At 73.7% G+C, this 17550-nt stretch carries 16 protein-coding genes; 4 read left to right on the forward strand and 12 right to left on the reverse strand.

The features are described 5' to 3' along the window. Positions 1 to 82: 82 nt before the first annotated feature. Both ACFV18_RS11880 and ACFV18_RS11885 read right to left on the reverse strand, forming a co-directional pair. The gene (locus ACFV18_RS11880; RefSeq protein WP_380482001.1) at positions 83 to 943 is read right to left on the reverse strand and encodes an ABC transporter permease; all 861 of its coding nucleotides are present in this window, start codon (positions 941 to 943) and stop codon (positions 83 to 85) included. Further along, on the reverse strand, positions 943 to 1785 hold the full coding sequence (locus ACFV18_RS11885; RefSeq protein WP_380482003.1) for an ABC transporter ATP-binding protein: 843 nt from the start codon (positions 1783 to 1785) through the stop codon (positions 943 to 945). Before ACFV18_RS11885 ends, ACFV18_RS11880 begins: the two co-directional genes overlap by 1 nt. Positions 1786 to 1968: 183 nt before the next feature. On the opposite strand from ACFV18_RS11885, the gene ACFV18_RS11890 reads away from it, so the two are divergent. Continuing rightward, on the forward strand, positions 1969 to 3135 hold the full coding sequence (locus ACFV18_RS11890; RefSeq protein ID WP_380482005.1) for a nucleotide disphospho-sugar-binding domain-containing protein: 1167 nt from the start codon (positions 1969 to 1971) through the stop codon (positions 3133 to 3135). A 130-nt stretch (positions 3136 to 3265) separates the two neighbouring features. Here ACFV18_RS11890 and ACFV18_RS11895 read toward each other — a convergent pair whose 3' ends face one another. From ACFV18_RS11895 to ACFV18_RS11915, 5 genes are all read right to left on the reverse strand, one after another. Further along, positions 3266 to 3880: an antibiotic biosynthesis monooxygenase family protein gene (locus tag ACFV18_RS11895; protein WP_380482007.1), complete on the reverse strand. Its 615-nt coding sequence runs from the start codon at positions 3878 to 3880 to the stop codon at positions 3266 to 3268. A 77-nt stretch (positions 3881 to 3957) separates the two neighbouring features. After that, a complete protein-coding gene (locus ACFV18_RS11900; protein ID WP_380482009.1) occupies positions 3958 to 4692 on the reverse strand; it encodes an SDR family NAD(P)-dependent oxidoreductase in 735 nt (244 codons plus the stop codon). 123 nt (positions 4693 to 4815) lie between these two features. Beyond that, on the reverse strand, positions 4816 to 6411 hold the full coding sequence (locus tag ACFV18_RS11905; protein ID WP_380482011.1) for an FAD-dependent oxidoreductase: 1596 nt from the start codon (positions 6409 to 6411) through the stop codon (positions 4816 to 4818). After that, a complete protein-coding gene (rfbB, locus tag ACFV18_RS11910; protein ID WP_380482013.1) occupies positions 6408 to 7391 on the reverse strand; it encodes a dTDP-glucose 4,6-dehydratase in 984 nt (327 codons plus the stop codon). The genes ACFV18_RS11905 and rfbB overlap by 4 nt, the downstream gene beginning before the upstream one ends. Beyond that, positions 7388 to 8455, reverse strand: coding sequence for a glucose-1-phosphate thymidylyltransferase (locus ACFV18_RS11915; RefSeq protein WP_380482015.1), 1068 nt, complete (start codon positions 8453 to 8455; stop codon positions 7388 to 7390). Before ACFV18_RS11915 ends, rfbB begins: the two co-directional genes overlap by 4 nt. A gap of 175 nt (positions 8456 to 8630) precedes the next feature. Here ACFV18_RS11915 and ACFV18_RS11920 point away from each other — a divergent pair, with 175 nt between their 5' ends. Together ACFV18_RS11920 and ACFV18_RS11925 are read left to right on the forward strand one after the other, a co-directional pair. Further along, positions 8631 to 9164: a PH domain-containing protein gene (locus tag ACFV18_RS11920; protein WP_380482017.1), complete on the forward strand. Its 534-nt coding sequence runs from the start codon at positions 8631 to 8633 to the stop codon at positions 9162 to 9164. Then, positions 9161 to 10693 (forward strand): PH domain-containing protein, encoded by a 1533-nt coding sequence (locus ACFV18_RS11925; RefSeq protein WP_380482018.1) that lies wholly within the window; start codon positions 9161 to 9163, stop codon positions 10691 to 10693. The genes ACFV18_RS11920 and ACFV18_RS11925 overlap by 4 nt, the downstream gene beginning before the upstream one ends. Before the next feature lie 83 nt (positions 10694 to 10776). Here the strand turns inward: ACFV18_RS11925 and ACFV18_RS11930 are convergent, their stop codons facing one another. The 5 genes from ACFV18_RS11930 to ACFV18_RS11950 are packed head-to-tail and all read right to left on the reverse strand — an operon-like array spanning position 10777 to position 16718. Further along, complete coding sequence (locus ACFV18_RS11930; RefSeq protein ID WP_380482020.1) at positions 10777 to 12009, reverse strand: FAD-dependent monooxygenase; 1233 nt, start codon at positions 12007 to 12009, stop codon at positions 10777 to 10779. A 26-nt stretch (positions 12010 to 12035) separates the two neighbouring features. Continuing rightward, positions 12036 to 12794 carry an SDR family oxidoreductase gene (locus ACFV18_RS11935; RefSeq protein ID WP_380482022.1) on the reverse strand — a complete coding sequence of 253 codons (759 nt, stop codon included), beginning with the start codon at positions 12792 to 12794 and terminating at the stop codon, positions 12036 to 12038. Continuing rightward, complete coding sequence (locus ACFV18_RS11940; RefSeq protein WP_380482024.1) at positions 12787 to 14967, reverse strand: AMP-binding protein; 2181 nt, start codon at positions 14965 to 14967, stop codon at positions 12787 to 12789. Before ACFV18_RS11940 ends, ACFV18_RS11935 begins: the two co-directional genes overlap by 8 nt. After that, positions 14960 to 15901 carry an aromatase/cyclase gene (locus ACFV18_RS11945; protein ID WP_380482026.1) on the reverse strand — a complete coding sequence of 314 codons (942 nt, stop codon included), beginning with the start codon at positions 15899 to 15901 and terminating at the stop codon, positions 14960 to 14962. Before ACFV18_RS11945 ends, ACFV18_RS11940 begins: the two co-directional genes overlap by 8 nt. A 34-nt stretch (positions 15902 to 15935) precedes the next feature. Further along, on the reverse strand, positions 15936 to 16718 hold the full coding sequence (locus tag ACFV18_RS11950; RefSeq protein ID WP_380482028.1) for an SDR family NAD(P)-dependent oxidoreductase: 783 nt from the start codon (positions 16716 to 16718) through the stop codon (positions 15936 to 15938). 169 nt (positions 16719 to 16887) lie between these two features. Between ACFV18_RS11950 and ACFV18_RS11955 the strand changes: the two genes are divergently transcribed. Next, on the forward strand, positions 16888 to 17328 hold the full coding sequence (locus ACFV18_RS11955; protein WP_380482030.1) for a nuclear transport factor 2 family protein: 441 nt from the start codon (positions 16888 to 16890) through the stop codon (positions 17326 to 17328). Positions 17329 to 17550 lie beyond the last annotated feature (222 nt).

Here is a 17550-nt window from a genome sequence, read left to right on the forward strand (position 1 = left end):
CGGGCCCCCCGCCGCCCCCCCCCCCCCGCCCGGCCCGCGGGGGCGGCCCCCCCGGGCGCCCCGGCCTGGTGGACGGCGCGGGTCAGCCGTCGTGGCGGGTCTTCCAGCGGAAGGTGGTCAGGCAGATCACCAGGCCGACCACCACCCAGCCGCCGAGCACCAGCGCGACCCGGCCGAGTTCCCACGAGTGGGCCAGCTCCTGGGACAGGTAGTTGTCCGGCAGGAACACCGAACGCATGCCCTGGCACAGCCACTTGAGCGGGAAGAACGAGGCGATCTGCTGCAGGTAGTGCGGCAGGGTCTGGAACGGCACGAACACGCCGGAGATGAACTGCAGCGCCATGAACGGCAGGATCACGATCGGGCCGCCGCCCTCCTCGCCGCCGATCAGCGAGGAGAAGGCCAGACCGAGCAGGCTGCACGCGGAGATGCCGAGCAGGTAGATCCAGCCGAAGGTCAGCCAGCTGCCGACATCGGTGGGGAGTTCGAGGCCGAAGAACAGCGAGCCGATCACCATCAGCACGGCGGCCTGGCCGAGGCTGGAGACCAGCACCATGGAAATCTTGCCGAGGAAGTAGGCGATCGGCGGCATCGGGGTGCCGCGCAGCCGCTTGAGCGAGCCGTTGCGGCGCTCGGCGGCGACCTGCAGGGCCAGCGTCTGGAAGCTGGTGGACATCACGCCGACCGCGAGCATGCCGGTCGCGTACAGCTGGGACATCTGCAGGTCGGTGCCCTCGACCTTGCCACCGAAGATCGCGCTGAACAGGATCAGCAGCACGATCGGGGTGGAGAAGGTCAGGATCATCTGGCCGCGGGAGCGGAAGAAGCCGCGGATCTCCAGCACCGAGCGGGCGGCGGCGATCTTCAGCAGCGAGGGGGCGGCGGTCGAGCGGGCCCGGCCGGCGGCGGCAGCGGCGGTCGCGGGCGTCCTGGTTGCTTCCATCACTGGTCTCCGATCATCTTCAGGTAGACGTCTTCCAGCGACGGGCGGGTCACGGTGAGCTCCGGGACCTCGCCGCCGAAGCGGGCGGACAGCTCGGAGACGGTGCGGGTGGGGGTGGCGGTCTGCACCTCCTGCGGTCCGTCCACGCCGATCCAGCGGACGGTGGCGGGCGCCAGGTGCCGGTCGCCGAGCCGCTCGGGGGTGGAGACGTCCACCACCCGGCCGGCCGCGACCACGCCGACCCGGTCGGCCAGGAACTCGACCTCGTCCAGGTAGTGGGTGGTGAGCAGGATGGTGGTGCCGGTGCTGCGCAGGCCCGCGATCAGCGCCCAGAACTTGCGCCGCACCTCCGGGTCGAAGCCGGTGGTGGGCTCGTCCAGGAACAGCAGCTCGGGGTTGCCGATGATGCCGAGCGCCACGTCCAGGCGGCGGCGCTGGCCGCCGGAGAGCGAGGCGGCGCGGGTCTTGCGCTTCTCGGTCAGCCCGACCGCCTCGATCACCTCGTCGGCGTCCCGCGGGTCCGGGTAGTAGGCGGTGAAGTGGTGCACCACCTCGGCGACGGTGAGGTCGGCGAGGTCCTTGGAGCCCTGGAGCACGATGCCGATCCGGGAGCGCCAGGCGAAGCCGGCCTTGCCCGGGTCCTCGCCGAGCACGTTCAGCTCGCCGCCGTCGCGGGTCCGGAAGCCCTCCAGGATCTCGGTGGTGGTGGTCTTGCCCGCACCGTTCGGACCGAGCAGCGCGAAGATCTCGCCGTGCTGCACGTCCAGGTCGACCGAGTCGACCGCAAGCGTGTCGCCGTACCGCTTGCGCAGTCCCCTGGCGTGGATGGCGAATTCGGACATGACGGATCCTTCCGGGTGTCGTGGCGGCGACCACGAGGCTAAGCACCGCACCTCGCGGACGGCTCGAAGTCGGCTGGACCGGCCGGACGGCCCGGCTCCAGCCGCCGCCGAGGACCGCTCCAGCAACCCAACGGACGCTCGGCGTCCGTCAGTTGACACTTGTTCGAGGAGCCGAGGACGCCGATGAAGGTACTCATCATCACCACCCCGGTGGCGACCCACTTCGCCCCGCTCGCCCCGCTGGCCTGGGCGCTGCGCGGGGCCGGGCACGAGGTGCTGGTGGCCGGTCAGCCGGACGTGGTCGCCGCCGCGCACGCGGCCGGCCTGAGCGGCCACAGCGTCGGCGAGGCCTTCCACGCGGGCGAGTTGATGTCGCTGGGGCTGCCGGCCGGGCTGCGCCCGATCGAGGCCGGCGGGCGTCCGGCGCCGGCCGCGTTCGCCGGCGCGGTGCGCCCGTGGACCATGCACACCCGCTACACGGTGGGCGCCTACCTGGAGATCGCCCGCTCCTGGAAGCCGGACCTGGTGCTCTCCGACCGGCTGGAGTACGGCGCGCTGATCGTCGGCGGCCTGTTGGGCATCCCGGTGGTGCAGCACCGCTGGGGCGTCGACCCGGTCGGCGAGGTCGCACACGCGATGGGCGCGCACTCGCTGAGCGGGGTGTGCGCCCGCCTCGGCCTGCCGGGCGGCCTGCCGCGGCCGGACCTGGTGCTCGACCCGTGCCCGCCCGGCTTCCAGGACCCGTCCGTCACCCCGGGCACCCCGATCCGGTACGTGCCGAGCAACGGCTCCGGCACGGTGCCCGCCTGGGCGTTCGACGAGCCGGCGGGGCACCGGGTGTGCGTGTCGCTCGGGCAGCTGACGCTGGCGATGAACGGGCTGCCGCTGCTGCGCCGGATCATCGACGCCTTCGACGGCATCCCGGACACCGAGGCGCTGGTCACCGTCGGCGCCCCGTACCGGGAACAGCTCGGCCCGGTGCCGGCGTCGGTGCGCCTCGTCGACCCGGTGCCGCTGGACGCGGTGCTGGGCGGCTGCACGGCGGTGGTCCACCACGGCGGCTCCGGCACCCAGTTGACGGCGACCGCGTTCGGCCTGCCGCAGCTGGTGCTGCCGGGCCACCTGGACACCTTCGTGGTCGGCGACCGGATCGTCGCCTGCGGCGCGGGCCTGAGCCTGGACGAGGCGGCGCAGCAGAACGACGTGGAGGCCGTGCACAAGGCGCTGCGCGCGCTGCTCTCCGACCCGGCCCACGCCGAGGGCGCGGCCCGGCTGCGCGCGGGCATGGCCACCCAGCCGACCCCGGCCGAGACGGTCGCGGTGCTGACCGAACTGGCCGGCGCCGCCTGAGCGTTCACCGCTCCCCCGGTTCGACGGCCCCCGCCCCGGCGGGGGCCGTCGCCGTGTCGAGGGCGGAAACGGAGCCGCCCGCCCGGCCGTTGGTTCGGCGGCCGGACGGGCGGAGTCCCGGTGGGTCGGTTCAGGCGGGTCGGCGGGAGACGATGTGCACCGGGCGGAGCACCAAGGTCTCGACGGTGTCCGCGCGGTAGCCGGGTGCGGCGGCGGCCGCGGCCTCGTCGCGCCACCAGCCGAGCTGCCCGTGGCCGCCGGGGCGGACCTCGGAGCGGCCGAGGGCCGCGCCGAGGAAGCCGTCCTGGCCGGCCAGCTGCGCGGTGTGGGCGTCCCAGCCGGCCTCGACCTCGGCGGCGGCGGCCTCGTCGGCGGCGTGCACGGCCAGCACCAGCAGGCCCTGCTCGGCGCCGTCGGCGGGCAGCAGCGTGCCCTCGTCGGTGGCGGGGACGAACCGGTCGATCCGGGCGTCCGCGAGCCGGGGCAGCTCGCTCATCGCCTTGGCCGCGAAGGCGTAGGAGCGCACCACCGAGAGGTAGGAGTGGGAGTCCCGCCACCAGGCGAGGTTGACGTAGGTGTCGGGCGAGGTGGTGGAGCGGGCCAGGACGCCGAGTTCGAAGCCGTCGCCGGCGCGCATCAGTTCGGCCTGCTCGGCGAGCAGTTGCTCGAATTCGGCGGCGTCGCCCTTCAGGGTGAAGGTGGCGACCACGGTGATCGGGCGGGCGGGGGTCTGGTCGTCGGTCATCTGCGGTGTCCTGTCCTGGTCTCGGTCCCTGCGGGGAGTGTGGCCGCGGCCGGTCGAAGGCCGCTCGAACGGGGACGTCAGCCGGCCGTCCAGCCGCCGTCGGCGACGAACTCGGCACCGGAGCAGTACCCGGAGCCGGCGCCGGTCAGGAACAGGGTGAGGGCGGCGATCTCGGCGGGGGCGCCGAACCGGCCGAGCGGGATGCCCTCCAGCAGGCGCTGTTCGATCCGCTCGGGCATGCCGCCGGTCATGTCGGTGCGGATCACGCCCGGGCAGACGGCGTTGACGCGGATGTTGTCGCGGCCGAGTTCCAGCGCGGCGACCTTGGTCATGCCGAGCACCGCGAACTTGCTGGCGCAGTACGCGGTGAGCATCGGCACGCCCTGCTGGGCGTTGACCGAGGCGATGTTGACGATCGTTCCGCCGCCGGCGGCGCGCAGCGCGGGGACGACGGCGCGCATGCCGAGGAACACGCCGAGCTGGTTGACCTCGATCACGTCGAGGTAGTCGTCGCGGGTGGTGGTCTCCAGCAGGCCCTGGTGCAGGATGCCGGCGTTGTTGACCAGGCCGTCGAGTCCGCCGAAGGTCTGTTCGGCGAGGGCGACGGCGGCCGTCCAGTCCTCCTCGCGGCGGACGTCCAGCCGGATCGCCGCGGCCGAGTCGCCGAGCTCGTCGGCGAGTTCCTTCACCTCCTCGCGCAGGTCGCCGAGCACCACCCGGGCGCCCTCGGCGACGAATCGCCGCGCGGTGACGGCGCCCTGGCCGCCGGCCGCGCCGCTGATGAGGACGGTACGTCCGGTCAGCTTTCCCATCAGGTTTCTCCGTTGCGAGTGCGAAGTGGTCGGCGCGAAGTGGTCGGCGCGAAGAAGTGGTCGGTGCGAAGTGGTCGGCGCGGTGGAGGTGCCGAGGCGGCGCCGCCCCGGCACCCCGCGCGTTCAGCCGACGGTGAGCCGGTTCGCGGTGCCCCGTCCGAGGCCGAGCGCGGCAAACGCCTCGGCGGGCGGGGCGGTGTCCAGGCCGGGACCGGACGCGGCGAGGTAGCCGTCGGGGCGGATCAGCAGCCAGCCGCCGGCCGGGACGCCGAGGTCGGCGGCGAGCGCGCCGTCCGGGTCGGCGAGCGGTCCGGGCCCGCCGGCGCCGAGGGTGCGGACCCGGACGGCCGGGTACTCCTCGGCGAGCCGGTCGAGCGCCGGGTACTGGGCGGGGACGGCGCGGGCCAGCAACGTCCAGCCGGGGGTGCGCAGTTCGTCCAGCAGCGCGGCCCAGGCGGGCGTCGGGTCGGTGACCTTGGCCACCCGCTGCCCGGGCACCGGGCCGGAGCCGGGCGCGGCGGGCAGGGCGAGCGGGCTGTCGGCGTACGACAGGTCCAGCGCCGACATGCCGCCCATGATCTTGCGCTCGATCTTCGACTTCAGCGGCCGCACCGAGCGGACGATCGTGAAGACGGTGCGCAGTGCGGCGGCGGCCTTGCGGCTGCGCAGCTGCACCAGCATGGTGGCCATCCGGGTGGACTTCAGCAGGGTCGCCCCGACCGGGACCCGCTCGGCGCTGTAGCTGTCGAGCAGGGTGTCGGCGGCCTCGTCGTTGATCACCGCGGCGAGTTTCCAGGCCAGGTTGACGGCGTCCTGGATGCCGGTGTTCAGTCCCTGGCCGGAGGCGGGGCTGTGCACGTGCGCGGCGTCGCCGGCCAGGAACACCCGGCCGCTGCGCATCTGCTCGATCATCCGCTGCTGGATGGTGAACACCGAGACCCAGGTGGGCAGTTCCACCTTCACCGGCCGTCCGATGCCGGTCCCGATCTTCTCGGCGAAGCGCTGTGCCACCGCCTCGTCGCTGGCGTACGAGGCGTCGGCGGTGTCCAGCAGCCGCCACTTGCCGGGGTCGGGGAAGGGCACCATCATCACGGTGCCGGCGGGGGTGCGCATCCAGTGGATGCTGTCCCGGGGCAGGTCGCAGTCGACCACCGCGTCGGCGATCAGCCAGGTCTCGCTGCTCTCGCCGAGCAGCGGGATGCCGAGCTGCTTGCGGACGGTGCTGTGCCCGCCGTCGCAGCCGACCATCCAGTCGAACGCGGCGTGCTCGGTGCGGCCGTCGGGGTGGGTGAGCGCGGCCCGGACGCCGTCGCCGTGGTCGTCGAACGTGGTGAGCCGCACGCCCCACTCGACCTGGACGCCGTGGCGGGCGCAGGCGGTGCGCAGCACTTCCTCGGTGATCACCTGGTCGATCATCAGGGTGAACGGGTAGCGGGTCGGCAGGTGGCTGTAGTCGGTGTCGAAGCGGGCCAGCCGGTGGCCGTTCTGATGCAGCGTGAAGTGCTCGACGCGCTGGCCGCGCGGCAGTACCTCGTCGAGGATGCCGATCTGGTCGTAGACCTCCAGGGTGCGGGCGTGGGTGGCCAGCGCCCGGCTGGTGGTGGCGGGCCCGTCGGCGGCGTCGACCACCCGGACGGCGACGCCGTGCCGGGCGAGTTCGTGGGCGGTGGTCAGGCCGACCGGCCCGGCGCCGACCACCAGGACCTGAGCGGTGGTCACCGGTTCTCCTCCAGTTCGTGCTTGACGGCCTTCCACCAGCCCGGGTTGTCCCGGTACCAGTCGACGGTGTCGGCCAGGCCCTTGGCGAACGGGATCCGCGGCGCGTAGCCGAGCTCCTCGCGGATCTTGCTCTCGTCCAGCGAGTACCGCAGGTCGTGGCCCTTGCGGTCGGCGACCTTGCGCACCGCGCTCCAGTCGGCGCCCAGGTGCTCCAGCAGCTGTTCGGTGATCTGCCGGTTGGTCTGCTCGTTGCCGCCGCCGATGTTGTAGACCTCGCCGGCCCGGCCGCCGGTGAGCACCAGTTGGATGGCCCGGCAGTGGTCGTCCACGTGCAGCCATTCGCGGATGTTGGCGCCGTCGCCGTACAGCGGGACCTGCTTGCCCTCCAGCAGGTTGGTGACGAACAGCGGGATGAGCTTCTCGGGGTGCTGGTAGGGCCCGTAGTTGTTGGAGCACCGGGTGATCGACAGGTCGAGGCCGTGGGTGCGCCAGTAGGAGCGGGCGATCAGGTCGGAGCCGGCCTTGGACGCGGCGTACGGGGAGTTCGGCAGCAGCGGCCACTCCTCGGTCCACGAGCCCTCGTCGATCGAGCCGTACACCTCATCGGTGGAGACGTGCACCACCCGCTGCACGCCGGAGCGCAGCGCGGCCTCCAGCACGTTCTGGGTGCCGCCGACGTTGGTGCGGACGAACTCGGCGGCGGACTCCAGCGAGCGGTCCACGTGCGACTCGGCGGCGAAGTGCACCACCGCGTCGTGGCCGGGCAGCAGTTCGAGCAGCAGCGGCAGGTCGCAGATGTCGCCCTGGACGAAGTCCAGCCGGGGGCCGGAGGCCGGCAGGTTGTCCCGGTTGCCGGCGTAGGTGAGTTTGTCGAGGACGGTGACCTGCGCGTCCTCGTAGCCGGGGTAGCCGCCCTCCAGCAGCGTCCGGACGTAGTGCGACCCGATGAAACCGGCGCCGCCGGTGACCAGGATTCTCATGCTGCCACCTCGACCTGGGTGTGATCGCCGACCACCAGGCGGTGGTGGCGCATGGCGCTTTGCACGCTGGTGACGTACGCGGAGCGGCCGATCAGCGAGCCGTGCACGCCGGTGACACCGCGGACCGTCGCGCCGTCCAGCGCGATCGAGTAGGACACGTGGGTGTCGCGCAGGACGCAGTCCCGGCCGATCGAGGTGTGCGGGCCGATGTGGCTGTCCTCGATCACGCTGCCCGCCCCGATCACCGCCGGGCCCTCGATCCGCGAGCGGATCACCTTGGCACCGGGCTCGACCAGCACCTCGCCGATCAGCTCGCTGGTCTCGTCCACCTCGCCGGCCACCGAGCGGCGCAGGCCGTCCAGCAGTTCCCGGTTGCAGTCCAGGACGTCGTCGACCCGGCCGGTGTCCTTCCAGTATCCCCGGTACTCACTGGCGCTGACCTGCGCCCCCTCGGTGACCAGCCACTGGATGGCGTCGGTGATCTCCAGTTCGCCGCGGGCGCTGGGCTCGATCCCGGCGACCGCGCGGTGGATCGCCGGGGTGAAGAAGTAGACGCCGATCAGCGCCAGGTCGCTGCGCGGCTGCTCGGGCTTCTCGACCAGGCGCTGCACCGCGCCGTCGGGGCCGACCTCGGCCACCCCGAACGCCCGCGGGTCAGCGACCTTGTGGACCACCACCTGGGCGGCCGGCCGGTTGGCCCGGAACTCCTCGGCGATCTGCGCGATCCCGTTGGGGAGCATGTTGTCGCCGAGGTACATCACGAAGTCGTCGTCGCCGAGGAACTCCCGGGCGACGGTCACGGTGTGCGCCAGGCCGAGCGGCTGCTCCTGGCGGAGGTAGGTGATGCGTACCCCGAGCCGAGTGCCGTCGCCCAGCACGGCCTCGATCTCCGGGCGCCGCTCACCGACGATCATGCCGATCTCGGTGACACCGAGCTCGCGGATGTTCTCCAGGACGTGCTCGAGCACCGGACGGTTGGCGATCGGGATGAGCTGCTTGGGCATCGAGTAGGTGAATGGACGCAGACGGGTTCCCGACCCGCCTGACAGCACCAGAGCCTTCATCGGGGTCCTCTTCCTCAACGGTCAATGGCGCGGACAGCCGGAGGATGGGAGCTCGCGGTGGAGAATCCCTCGAACCCGGCCGTCAAGATCGGTGGGCCCCGGCCGGCCGGCCCGCTCCAGTGGAAGTCGAGCGAATCCCCGGCGGGGCGCGCCATGACTGCGCGATCCTGACGGCATGTCCGCCACCACTCCCCCGCCCGGGCCTCAACTCCCGCCCTCCGCCCTGCGCCTGAGGCCGCCCGAGCACCCCGTCGACCCGCGCGCGGTGCGCCTGTGGCGGCTGAGCGCCCTGGCCGGCTGGCTGCTCGCCGCGGCCGCGCAGACCGCGCTGCTGGTGCTGGTGCCGTCCTGGCTGGCGGGCCCCCGGTGGGCCGCCCTGGCGCTGACGGCTCTGCTGGCCGCCGCCCATCTGGCCGTGATGCCGCGCCGCCGCTTCGCGGTCCACCGCTGGGAGACCACCGACAGCGCGATCTACACCCAGACCGGCTGGCTGGTCGAGGAACGGCGGGTCGCCCCGATCTCCCGGGTGCAGACCATCGACCACGAACGCGGGCCGCTGGAGCGTTTCCTCGGCCTGACCACCGTCACCGTCACCACCGCGTCCTCGGCCGGCCCGTTGAAGATCCGCGGCCTGGCCGAGGACACCGCGAGCCGGCTCACCGCCGATCTCACCGCCGCCGTCAGGTCCGGCACGGGGGACGCCACATGACCGCCGTCTCCGCCCCGCCCGCCGAGGCGCCGGCCGGCCCGGAGGTGTGGCGGCGGCTCAGCCCGCGGATGCTGCTGGTCCACCCGGTGCGCGAACTCGCCAAGGTGCTGCCGCTGGTGGTGCCCGCCTACCTGTTCGGGCGCAGCTCCGGGCACCACAACAACTGGGCGTACCTGGTGACCGCGCTCGCGGTCGGCGCCGGCCTGCTGCGCTGGTGGACCACCCGCTACCGGGTCGTCCCGGGCCTGGTGGAGCTGCGGCACGGCCTGCTGATCCGCCGCCACATCGCGGTGCCCGCCGACCGGGTGCGCACCGTCGACCTGCATGCCGGCGCCGCGCACCGGGTGCTGGGCCTGGCCACCGTCACCGTCGGCACCGGGCAGGCGGCGACCCGGCGCGGGGACCGGCTGAAGCTGGACGCGCTGCTGCGCCCGGAGGCGCTGGCGCTGCGCGAGGAACTGCTCGGCGGCGCACCGGCCGCCGCCGGGGCCGCCGCGACGGGCGAGGCGCGCGAGGCGCCCGGCACCGTGCTGCTGCGGTTCTCGCCCGGCTGGCTGCGGTACGCGCCGTTCGCGCTGACCGGGTTCCTGCCGCTGGCGGCGATCGGCCTGTCGCTGGTCGGCCCGATGGCCGACCTGGTGCGGCAGACCCCGATCGGGTCGGTGGTGGAGTGGCTGCTGCACGTCGACTCGCTCGGCCCGCGCGCGGTGCGGCTGCCGCTGGTGCTGCTGCTCACCGGCACCGCGATCAACCTGCTGACCTTCGCCGAGCGCACCATCGGCTTCACCCTGGTGCGCCGCCCCGGCGGGGCACTGGAGATCGGGCACGGCCTGGTCAACCGGCGGGCGATCGCGCTGGAGAAGCGCCGGGTGTACGGCGTCGAGCTGGCCGAGAACCTGCCGGTGCGGCTGCTCGGCGGCGCCCGCTGCACGGCCGTCGCGACGGTCGCGCACCGCGAGCGCGGCGGCCCGCCGCTGGTCCCGGCCGCGCCGGCGGCGACCGCGCTGGCGGTGGCCGCCGAGGTGCTGGGCGGCGACGGCCCGCTGCGCGCACCGCTGGTCGGGCACGGCCCGCGGGCCCGCACCCGCCGGCTGACCAGGGCGCTGGGCGGCTGGGCGCTGGGGCTGGCGCTGCTCGGCGCGGCGGCGGCGCTGGACCAGCTGCCGCCGTGGTGCGCGCTCGGCTGGGCGGCGCTGCTGCCGTTCACCGTGCCGCTGGCCCTGGACCGGTACCGCTCGCTGGGGCACGCCGTGGCGGACGGCTTCCTGGTGTCCCGGCACGGTTCGCTGGTGCGCCGCCGGGCGGTGCTGTCGGGCGAGGGCGTGATCGGCTGGAACCTGCGCCGCTCCTGGGGCCAGCGCCGGGCCGGGCTGGTGACGCTCACCGCGACCACGGCCGCGGGGCGCAAGAAGTACGCGGTGCCCGACCTGCCCGTCGAGCAGCTGCCGGAGCTGGCCGAGCAGGTGCTGCCCGGCCTGCTCGCCCCGTTCCTGGTGGCCGAGCAGGTGCCCGGGCAGCACACCGGCTGAGCCCTCCCCACCACGAGGAGCGCCTCCCGGCGGGATTCCCGCGGGGAGGCGCTTTCGTGGGGGGTCGGGACGGTGGACCGGGATCAGTCGGTGAAGCACTCCTCGGCGATCCGCACCCGGCGGTTGCCGAACGCGATCCGGTCGAGGATCTTGCGCCCCAGCGGGGTGCGCTGGACGACCGCCGCCAGCTTCGGCCGGATCTTCGCGGCCAGCCCGCCCCGGGACAGCATCGCCTTGCTCTGCAGGCCCTGGAGCTTCATGGTCGCCGCGATGTCCGGCCCGCGCAGGGTCTCGAACTCGCCCAGCCGGGCCGCCGAGGTGTCCCCGTCGGCCAGTGCCCGCACCAGGATCGGGTGCAGCACCACGGCGTCCTGGACGGCCAGGTTGATGCCCTGCGCGCCGATCGGGCTGTGGGTGTGCGCGGCGTCGCCGATCAGCACCAGGCCGTCGGCGGCCCAGCGGTCGGCCCGGCCGGAGAACACGTCGAGCAGCGTGACGTCGCGGGTGGAGCGGATCTGGTCCCGGATCAGCCCGGCGTACGGCGGGATCGCCGCGGCCAGCTGCTCGCGGATGTGCTCGATGCCGTGGACGGCGACCTCCTGGTAGCCCTTGTGCGGCAGGGTCCAGCCGATCTGCGCGCTGTCCGGGTACGAGTCGTACGCCAGCACCGGGTTGCCGCCGTCGCGGAACACCCGCACGTCGCGGCGCTCGCCCGGGGTGCGGTCGGGCAGCTTGAGTTTGAACCAGAGCACGTCCAGGTCGAACGCCTCGGTGCGGCCGGCCTCGATCCCGGCCAGCCGGCGCACCTTGGAGTACCGCCCGTCGGCGCCGACCACCACGGGCGCGCGGACGGTCAGTGTTCCCGCCCGGACGCCGGTGGTGCGGCCGCCGTCCTGGAGCAGTTCGCCGACCCGGTGGCCGTCGAAGTACGCGAAGCCCTCGAACTTCTCGCAGTGCAGCAGCAGTTCGTCCAGCAGGTGGGCCTGCGGCAGGCTCAGCAGGTGGTCGTGCGGGGCGGGCAGGCGGCGGTAGTCGATGTCGAGCAGCACCCGCTCGCCCTCGACGAGGCGGAACCGCTCGTGCTCGTGCGCGCCGCGGGCCCGGGCGCCGGACAGCACGCCGAGCCGGTCCAGCAGCGCCATCGCACCGGGCTGCAGGATCTCGCCGCGGAACTCCCGCTGGTGGGCGCGGGCCCGCTCGACCACCGCCACCCGCAGCCCGGACTTCAGCAGCAGCAGCGCCAGCACCAGCCCGGCCGGCCCGGCGCCGACCACGCAGACGTCCGCCTCGGCCTCCCGGCCGGTGTCCTCGCTCATGCCGTTCCTCTCCGGTGCAGGGGGATTTACAGGAGGCCCAGGCCGCCGTCGGCCGTGATGGTCTGGCCGTGCAACCAGGCCGCCTCGGGGCTGCACAGCAGCGCGACCACGTCGGCCAGGTCCTCGGGGGTGGTGAGCCGGCCGGCCGGGGTGCGGGCGGCGAGCATCGCGGCGACCTCGGGCTGCGGGGTGGCCGGGCCCTTGTCGATCTTCGCGGTGGAGACCGCGTTGACGGTGATGCCGCGACCGGCCAGTTCGACGGCCAGGTAGCGCACCAGCGACTCCAGCGCGGCCTTGGCGACGCCCGCGGCGACGTACCGGGGCACCACGGAGCGGGCCCCGGAGCTGGAGACGGCGACGATCCGGCCCGGTCCGCCGCCCATCAGCTCGGCGATCGCGGCCCCGCCGCGCAGCAGCGGGTCGAGCGCGGCGCCGACGGCGGCGGTGACGGCGGCGGCGTCCCCGCCGACGGCGGTGGTGGGCCGCCACGGCGCGGCGTTGTGCACGAACACGTCGAGCCGGCCGCACCGGTCACGGACCTCGCCGAGCAGCAGCTCCAGGCCCGCCGCAGTGGTGATGTCGGCGCGGACGGCGTGCGCGCTGCCCTTGAGTCCGTCGAGCTGCTCGACGGCCCGGGCGGCGTCCTGCTCGGAGTGCGCGTAGTTGAGCACCACCCGGGCGCCCCCGGCGCAGAGCCGGCGGGCGACCGCCAGCCCCACGCCGCGGGTCGCCCCGGTGACGACCGCGGTCTTCCCGGACAGCCCGAGGTCGGACGGCTCAGGCACCGTCGGCCGCCGGGGCGGTGCGGGTGCCGGCCACCGGCGCGGTCAGCTGCGTCTCGACGGTGGCGAGCGCGGCCAGGTCGGCGTACTCGGGCAGCTCGCGGGCGGCCTGCCAGTCCTGCTCGCTCGCCCAGCGGGTGAGCGCCGTGTAGCCGCCGGGCCGCATCAGCGCCTTGGCCAGGTCGGCGTGCCCGAAGCCGCCGGACCGCTGCCCGGCCTCGATCCAACTGCCGTACGCCGCCTCGAACTTGTCGGCGTCCTCGGTGACGGTGAAGCGCTCCACGACCAGCACCGCGCCGTCCCCGGCGGCCTCACCGTCCACCCGCAGCACGCCCATCGACGGCTCGGCCTGGACGTCCACGATCCGGTGGAACTCCTCGGCGTGCGCCTTGAAGGTGTCGCTGCCCAGCACCTGCTGGAAGTCGCCGGGGGTGGCCCACCAACCGAAGTTGACGTACACCTCGGGCCGGTCGGCGGCCCGGACGGCCTGGTGCGCGCGGAACCCGAACTGGGCGCGCATCCACTGGACGTGGTCCAGGAAGCGCTCCTCGAAGGCGTCGCCGCCGGCCGGGTCCTTGAGGGTGAAGGTGTTGATGACGGTGAACTGCGGGGCGGCCATCTCCTGGCTCCCTTCCGTTGGGGGGTCGGCGAGGCCCAGGCGGGCGGCGAACTGCCCGGCCAGGACGCGCCGTTGGATCTTTCCGTTGCCCGAGCGCGGGATCGACTCGACCGCCTCGGCGTGCACCGGCCGCTGGTAGTACGGCAGTTCGCCGCCCACCTGCTCGACCACCTCGGCGAGCCGCCCGGGCTCGTCGAGCACCAGCAGGGCGCCGGCCACCCGGTAGCCCTGCCCGTCGGGCAGGCCGACCACGACCGCCTCCTGCACCAGCGGGTGCGCGGTGAGCACCTGCTCGACCTCGGACGGGGCGACCAGGAAGTTGTCGACCTTGAAGACGTCGCCGAGCCGGTCGATCAGGAACAGCCGGCCCTGCTCGTCGATCCGGCCGATGTCGCCGGTGGTGAACCACTCGCCCGGGGCGAGGTCCGGCCCGCCGAGGTAGCCCTTCATCACCTGCGGCCCGCGCAGCTGCACTTCGCCGGTCTGCCCGGCGGTCAGCTCGGCGCCGGTGTCCAGGTCCACCACCCGGCACTCGGTGCCCGGCACGGTCCGGCCGACCGAGCCGTGCACGGGGTGCTCGGGGTCGTCGCTGTGGGTCAGCGGGGAGGTCTCGGCCAGGCCGTAGCCCTGGAACACCGGGATGCCGAAGCGCTCGGTGAGCCGGCCCGCGGCCTCCACCGGCAGCGCGGAGCCGCCGGAGGCGATCCGCGTGACGGTGCCGAGCGCCAGCCCGTCGAGGGCCGGGTCGGCGGCCAGCCGGGCCAGGCGCACCGGCAGGCTGTAGAAGTGCGTCGCGCCGTGGGCGTTGGCGGCGTGCACCGCGTCCACCGGCTCGGGGTCGGCGCACAGCACCTGGGTGGCGGCCGCGGCGACCGCCGAGTTGAGGTGCATCGGGTGGTAGGTCGGCAGGTGGTTGAGGGTGACGGCGGCGGCGTCCAGCAGGTGCGCGGCGGCGATCTGACCGGCGTTCACCGTGAGGTTGCGGTGGGTGAGCCGGACGGCCTTCGGCAGGCCGGTGGTGCCGCTGGTGAACTGCAGGCAGGCGGTGTCGTCCAGCTCCACAGCGGGCGGCTGCCAGCCGTCGCCGGTGGGCGCGCCCTCGATGAGCGCGGCCAGCGTCTCGGCCTCCCCGTCGTCCGCGCCGCCGATCAGCACCACCTCGCGCAGCTCCGGCAGGTTGGCCCGCACCGCGTTCAGCTTGGGCAGCAGGCCGGCGTCCACGAACGCCAGCCGGGCCCGGCTGGTGGCCAGCACGTGCTGCACCCCGATCTCCGGGATCAGCGGGTTGACCACCGCCACCACCTGCCCGGCGCGCGCGGCGCCGTAGTAGGCGACCGCGAAGTCCGGGTGCAGCGCCGAGGCCACCGCGACGGTGCCGGGCCCGTCCAGGCGCCCGGCCAGCGCCCGGGCCACCGCGGTGGCCCGGGCGTCCAGGGTGGCGAAGTCCAGCTCGGCGCCCTCGACGCCGGTGACGGCGACCCGCCCGGGGTGGGCGGCGGCCGCCTGCGCCGGCAGCGAGTCCAGCCGCCCGGGTCCGGGCAGCGGCCGGTCAGCCACGGCGGGCCTCCGCGAACGCCATCGCGTGCTTCAGCGTGGTGGTGCTGTTGGTGGACAGCGCCCGGTGCACGTACTCCCGCGCGTCGGCGACGGTCTTGCCCTCGCCGAGGATCTTCTCGACCGCCGACGGCTTGAGGGTGACGGTGTGCCGGGAGGTGACGTCCACGCCGCCGTCCGCCTCGACGATGGTCCAGCGGCCGGTGTGCGCGGTCATCAGCGCCGGGACGGCGATCTGCTTGTAGACGATGCGGTCCTCGCCGAACACCACCCGGATCGACTTGGTGGTGTGCACCGAGCCGTCCGCGGTGCTGGTGTCCATCGTCATCACCTGGACGCCGGGGACATCCTCCTGGAGGTCCAGCGCGGCGACGTGCGGCAGCCGCTCCGGCCACAGGTCGGCCCGGTTGAGGAAGTCGAAGACGTCCGCACCGGCGCCGGCCACGTGCACCGTGTCGTCGAAGCTGAACACCAACTCGTCCAGCTCGCCGCCGAGTTCGGCGATCTGCTTGATCCCGGCCAGCTCGGACTCGCTGTTGCGGTCCAGCGCCGAGTTGATCCACTCGACGTTCTCCGGGAGGTCGTCGACCGCGGTGAAGTCGTGGTACAGCTCCAGCAGCGAGGTGCTCTCGTCGATCGCGGTGACCAGCCAGGTGCCGCTCATCGACGCCACCGGCGGGGTCGAGATCTCCTGGCGGAAGGTCACCTTCAGGCCGGCCGCGTCCAGCTCGCGGCGCGACACCCAGGTCTTCACCTCGCCGTTCGCGGTCGCCCAGATCCGGATCCGCTCACTTCCCTCGGACTGCTCCAGGTGCTCGACGTGCACGTTCGGCGCGAAGTACTGCGGCCAGGTGGTGACGTCCGCGACGATCCCGTACACCGCCTCGGCGGGCGCGGCGACGGTAGTGCTGTGGACGGTGCGGTGCTGCTCGGACATGTCGGTGCCTCCTTCTGCGTTCAGCCCGGCGGGATCAGTAGTTGCCCAGACCGCCACAGACGTTCAACGCCTGCGCGGTGATGGAAGCGGCGGTGTCGGTCACCAGGTAACCGACCAGGCCGGCCACCTCCTCGGGCGACGAGTAGCGGCCGAGCGGGATCTTCGCCTGGAAGCGCTCCAGGATCTGCTCCTCGGTGGCGTCGTACGCGGCCGCGTACCCCTGCCGCACCCGCTGCGCCATCGGCGTCTCCACGTAACCCGGGCACACCGCGTTGACCGTGACCCCGGTCTTCGCCAGCTCCAGGCCCAGTGCCTTGGTGAAACCCACCACCGCGTGCTTCGACGCCGAGTACGGGGCACCCAGCACCACGCCCTGCTTGCCGCCCGTGGACGCGATGTTGATCACCCGGCCCCAGCCGCGCTCCTGCAGACCGCCCCGGTTGAGCACCTCACGGGTGGTCAGGAACACGCTGTTCAGGTTGGTGTCGATCACGTCGTACCAGAGCTCGTCGGCGATCTTCGCGGTCACACCGCCGCCGCTGCGCCCGGCGTTGTTCACCAGCACGTCGATCCGGCCGTACTGCTCCAGCGCGGCGTCCACCAGCGCCTTCACCTGCTCGGGCTTGCGGATGTCGGCGGTCGTACCGGCCACCTCCAGGCCCTCGGCCCGCAGCTCCTTCACGGTCGACTCCACCGCGTCCGCGCTGCGCGCGCAGATGAACACCGCCAGGCCGCTCGCCGCCAGACCGCGGGCCACTGCCAGACCGATACCGCTGGTGGCACCCGTCACCAGGGCCACCCGCTGCTCGCCGCTCATCGCTGCACTCCTCTCGAAATCCCTCGTCAACGGCGAACAGGGTGCCGACGCCGTCTCGACAGCCGATCGAGCCGCACTCGGACACCCCCGCTCCAGTTCCGTTCAAGGCACCCACGACCCCGGACGGCGACGCTGCGAGAGACCTCACCGGCCAGGAAAGGACTTCCCCATGACCGCGACGGAGCAGGTGCCCGCCACCGCCACCGCCGAGCTGTACTTCCAGGTCCAGCAGTTCCTCGCGTCCCAGATGCAGCTGCTCGACAGCGGCCGGGTCGCCGAATGGGCCGCCACCTTCACCGAGGACGGCGTCTTCGCCGCCAACGCCCACCCCGAGCCCGCCGCCGGCCGCGCCGCCATCACCGCCGCCGCCCAGGCCGCGACCGACGCGTACGCCGCCAAGGGCATCCAGCGCCGCCACTGGCTCGGCATGGTCGCCGTCGAACCCCGCGACGAGAACACCGCCTTCGTCCGCAGCTACGCCCTCGTCATCGAAACCCCGAAGGGCGGCCAGGCCGCGATCCGGGTCAGCACCCTCTGCGAGGACCTCCTCGTCCGCGAATCCGGCCACTGGCTCGTCCAGCACCGCCAGGTCACCCGCGACGACCTCTGACCCACCCCCCAAGCCGCTGTGCCCGCCGCCACTCCCCCCTGGCCGGCGGGCACAGCCATGCCCAAGTCGCCACGCGCAGCACGAAGATCGCCACCGGACGCAAACCCCGCCCTGACGGGGGTACTCATACCAAGTGCCCCCAGGCACGGACCGCCGGCCAGGCGCGAGTACGGCACGCCCTCCCACCGCGCGAACCGCCGCCGGGCCCAAGTCGCCACGCGC

The sequence above is a fragment of the Kitasatospora sp. NPDC059673 genome (assembly GCF_042734215.1).
In the GTDB taxonomy this organism is placed as follows: domain Bacteria; phylum Actinomycetota; class Actinomycetes; order Streptomycetales; family Streptomycetaceae; genus Kitasatospora.

What these genes read in the sequence shown, in the direction of transcription:
- ACFV18_RS11955 (WP_380482030.1), top strand. Translation starts at nt 16,888, where the DNA reads ATGACCGCGACGGAGCAGGTGCCCGCCACCGCCACCGCCGAGCTGTAC.
- ACFV18_RS11885 (WP_380482003.1), bottom strand. Translation starts at nt 1,785, where the DNA reads ATGTCCGAATTCGCCATCCACGCCAGGGGACTGCGCAAGCGGTACGGC.
- ACFV18_RS11915 (WP_380482015.1), bottom strand. Translation starts at nt 8,455, where the DNA reads ATGAAGGCTCTGGTGCTGTCAGGCGGGTCGGGAACCCGTCTGCGTCCA.
- ACFV18_RS11890 (WP_380482005.1), top strand. Translation starts at nt 1,969, where the DNA reads ATGAAGGTACTCATCATCACCACCCCGGTGGCGACCCACTTCGCCCCG.
- ACFV18_RS11895 (WP_380482007.1), bottom strand. Translation starts at nt 3,880, where the DNA reads ATGACCGACGACCAGACCCCCGCCCGCCCGATCACCGTGGTCGCCACC.
- ACFV18_RS11920 (WP_380482017.1), top strand. Translation starts at nt 8,631, where the DNA reads ATGTCCGCCACCACTCCCCCGCCCGGGCCTCAACTCCCGCCCTCCGCC.
- ACFV18_RS11945 (WP_380482026.1), bottom strand. Translation starts at nt 15,901, where the DNA reads ATGTCCGAGCAGCACCGCACCGTCCACAGCACTACCGTCGCCGCGCCC.
- ACFV18_RS11900 (WP_380482009.1), bottom strand. Translation starts at nt 4,692, where the DNA reads ATGGGAAAGCTGACCGGACGTACCGTCCTCATCAGCGGCGCGGCCGGC.
- ACFV18_RS11880 (WP_380482001.1), bottom strand. Translation starts at nt 943, where the DNA reads ATGGAAGCAACCAGGACGCCCGCGACCGCCGCTGCCGCCGCCGGCCGG.
- rfbB (WP_380482013.1), bottom strand. Translation starts at nt 7,391, where the DNA reads ATGAGAATCCTGGTCACCGGCGGCGCCGGTTTCATCGGGTCGCACTAC.
- ACFV18_RS11950 (WP_380482028.1), bottom strand. Translation starts at nt 16,718, where the DNA reads ATGAGCGGCGAGCAGCGGGTGGCCCTGGTGACGGGTGCCACCAGCGGT.
- ACFV18_RS11925 (WP_380482018.1), top strand. Translation starts at nt 9,161, where the DNA reads ATGACCGCCGTCTCCGCCCCGCCCGCCGAGGCGCCGGCCGGCCCGGAG.
- ACFV18_RS11930 (WP_380482020.1), bottom strand. Translation starts at nt 12,009, where the DNA reads ATGAGCGAGGACACCGGCCGGGAGGCCGAGGCGGACGTCTGCGTGGTC.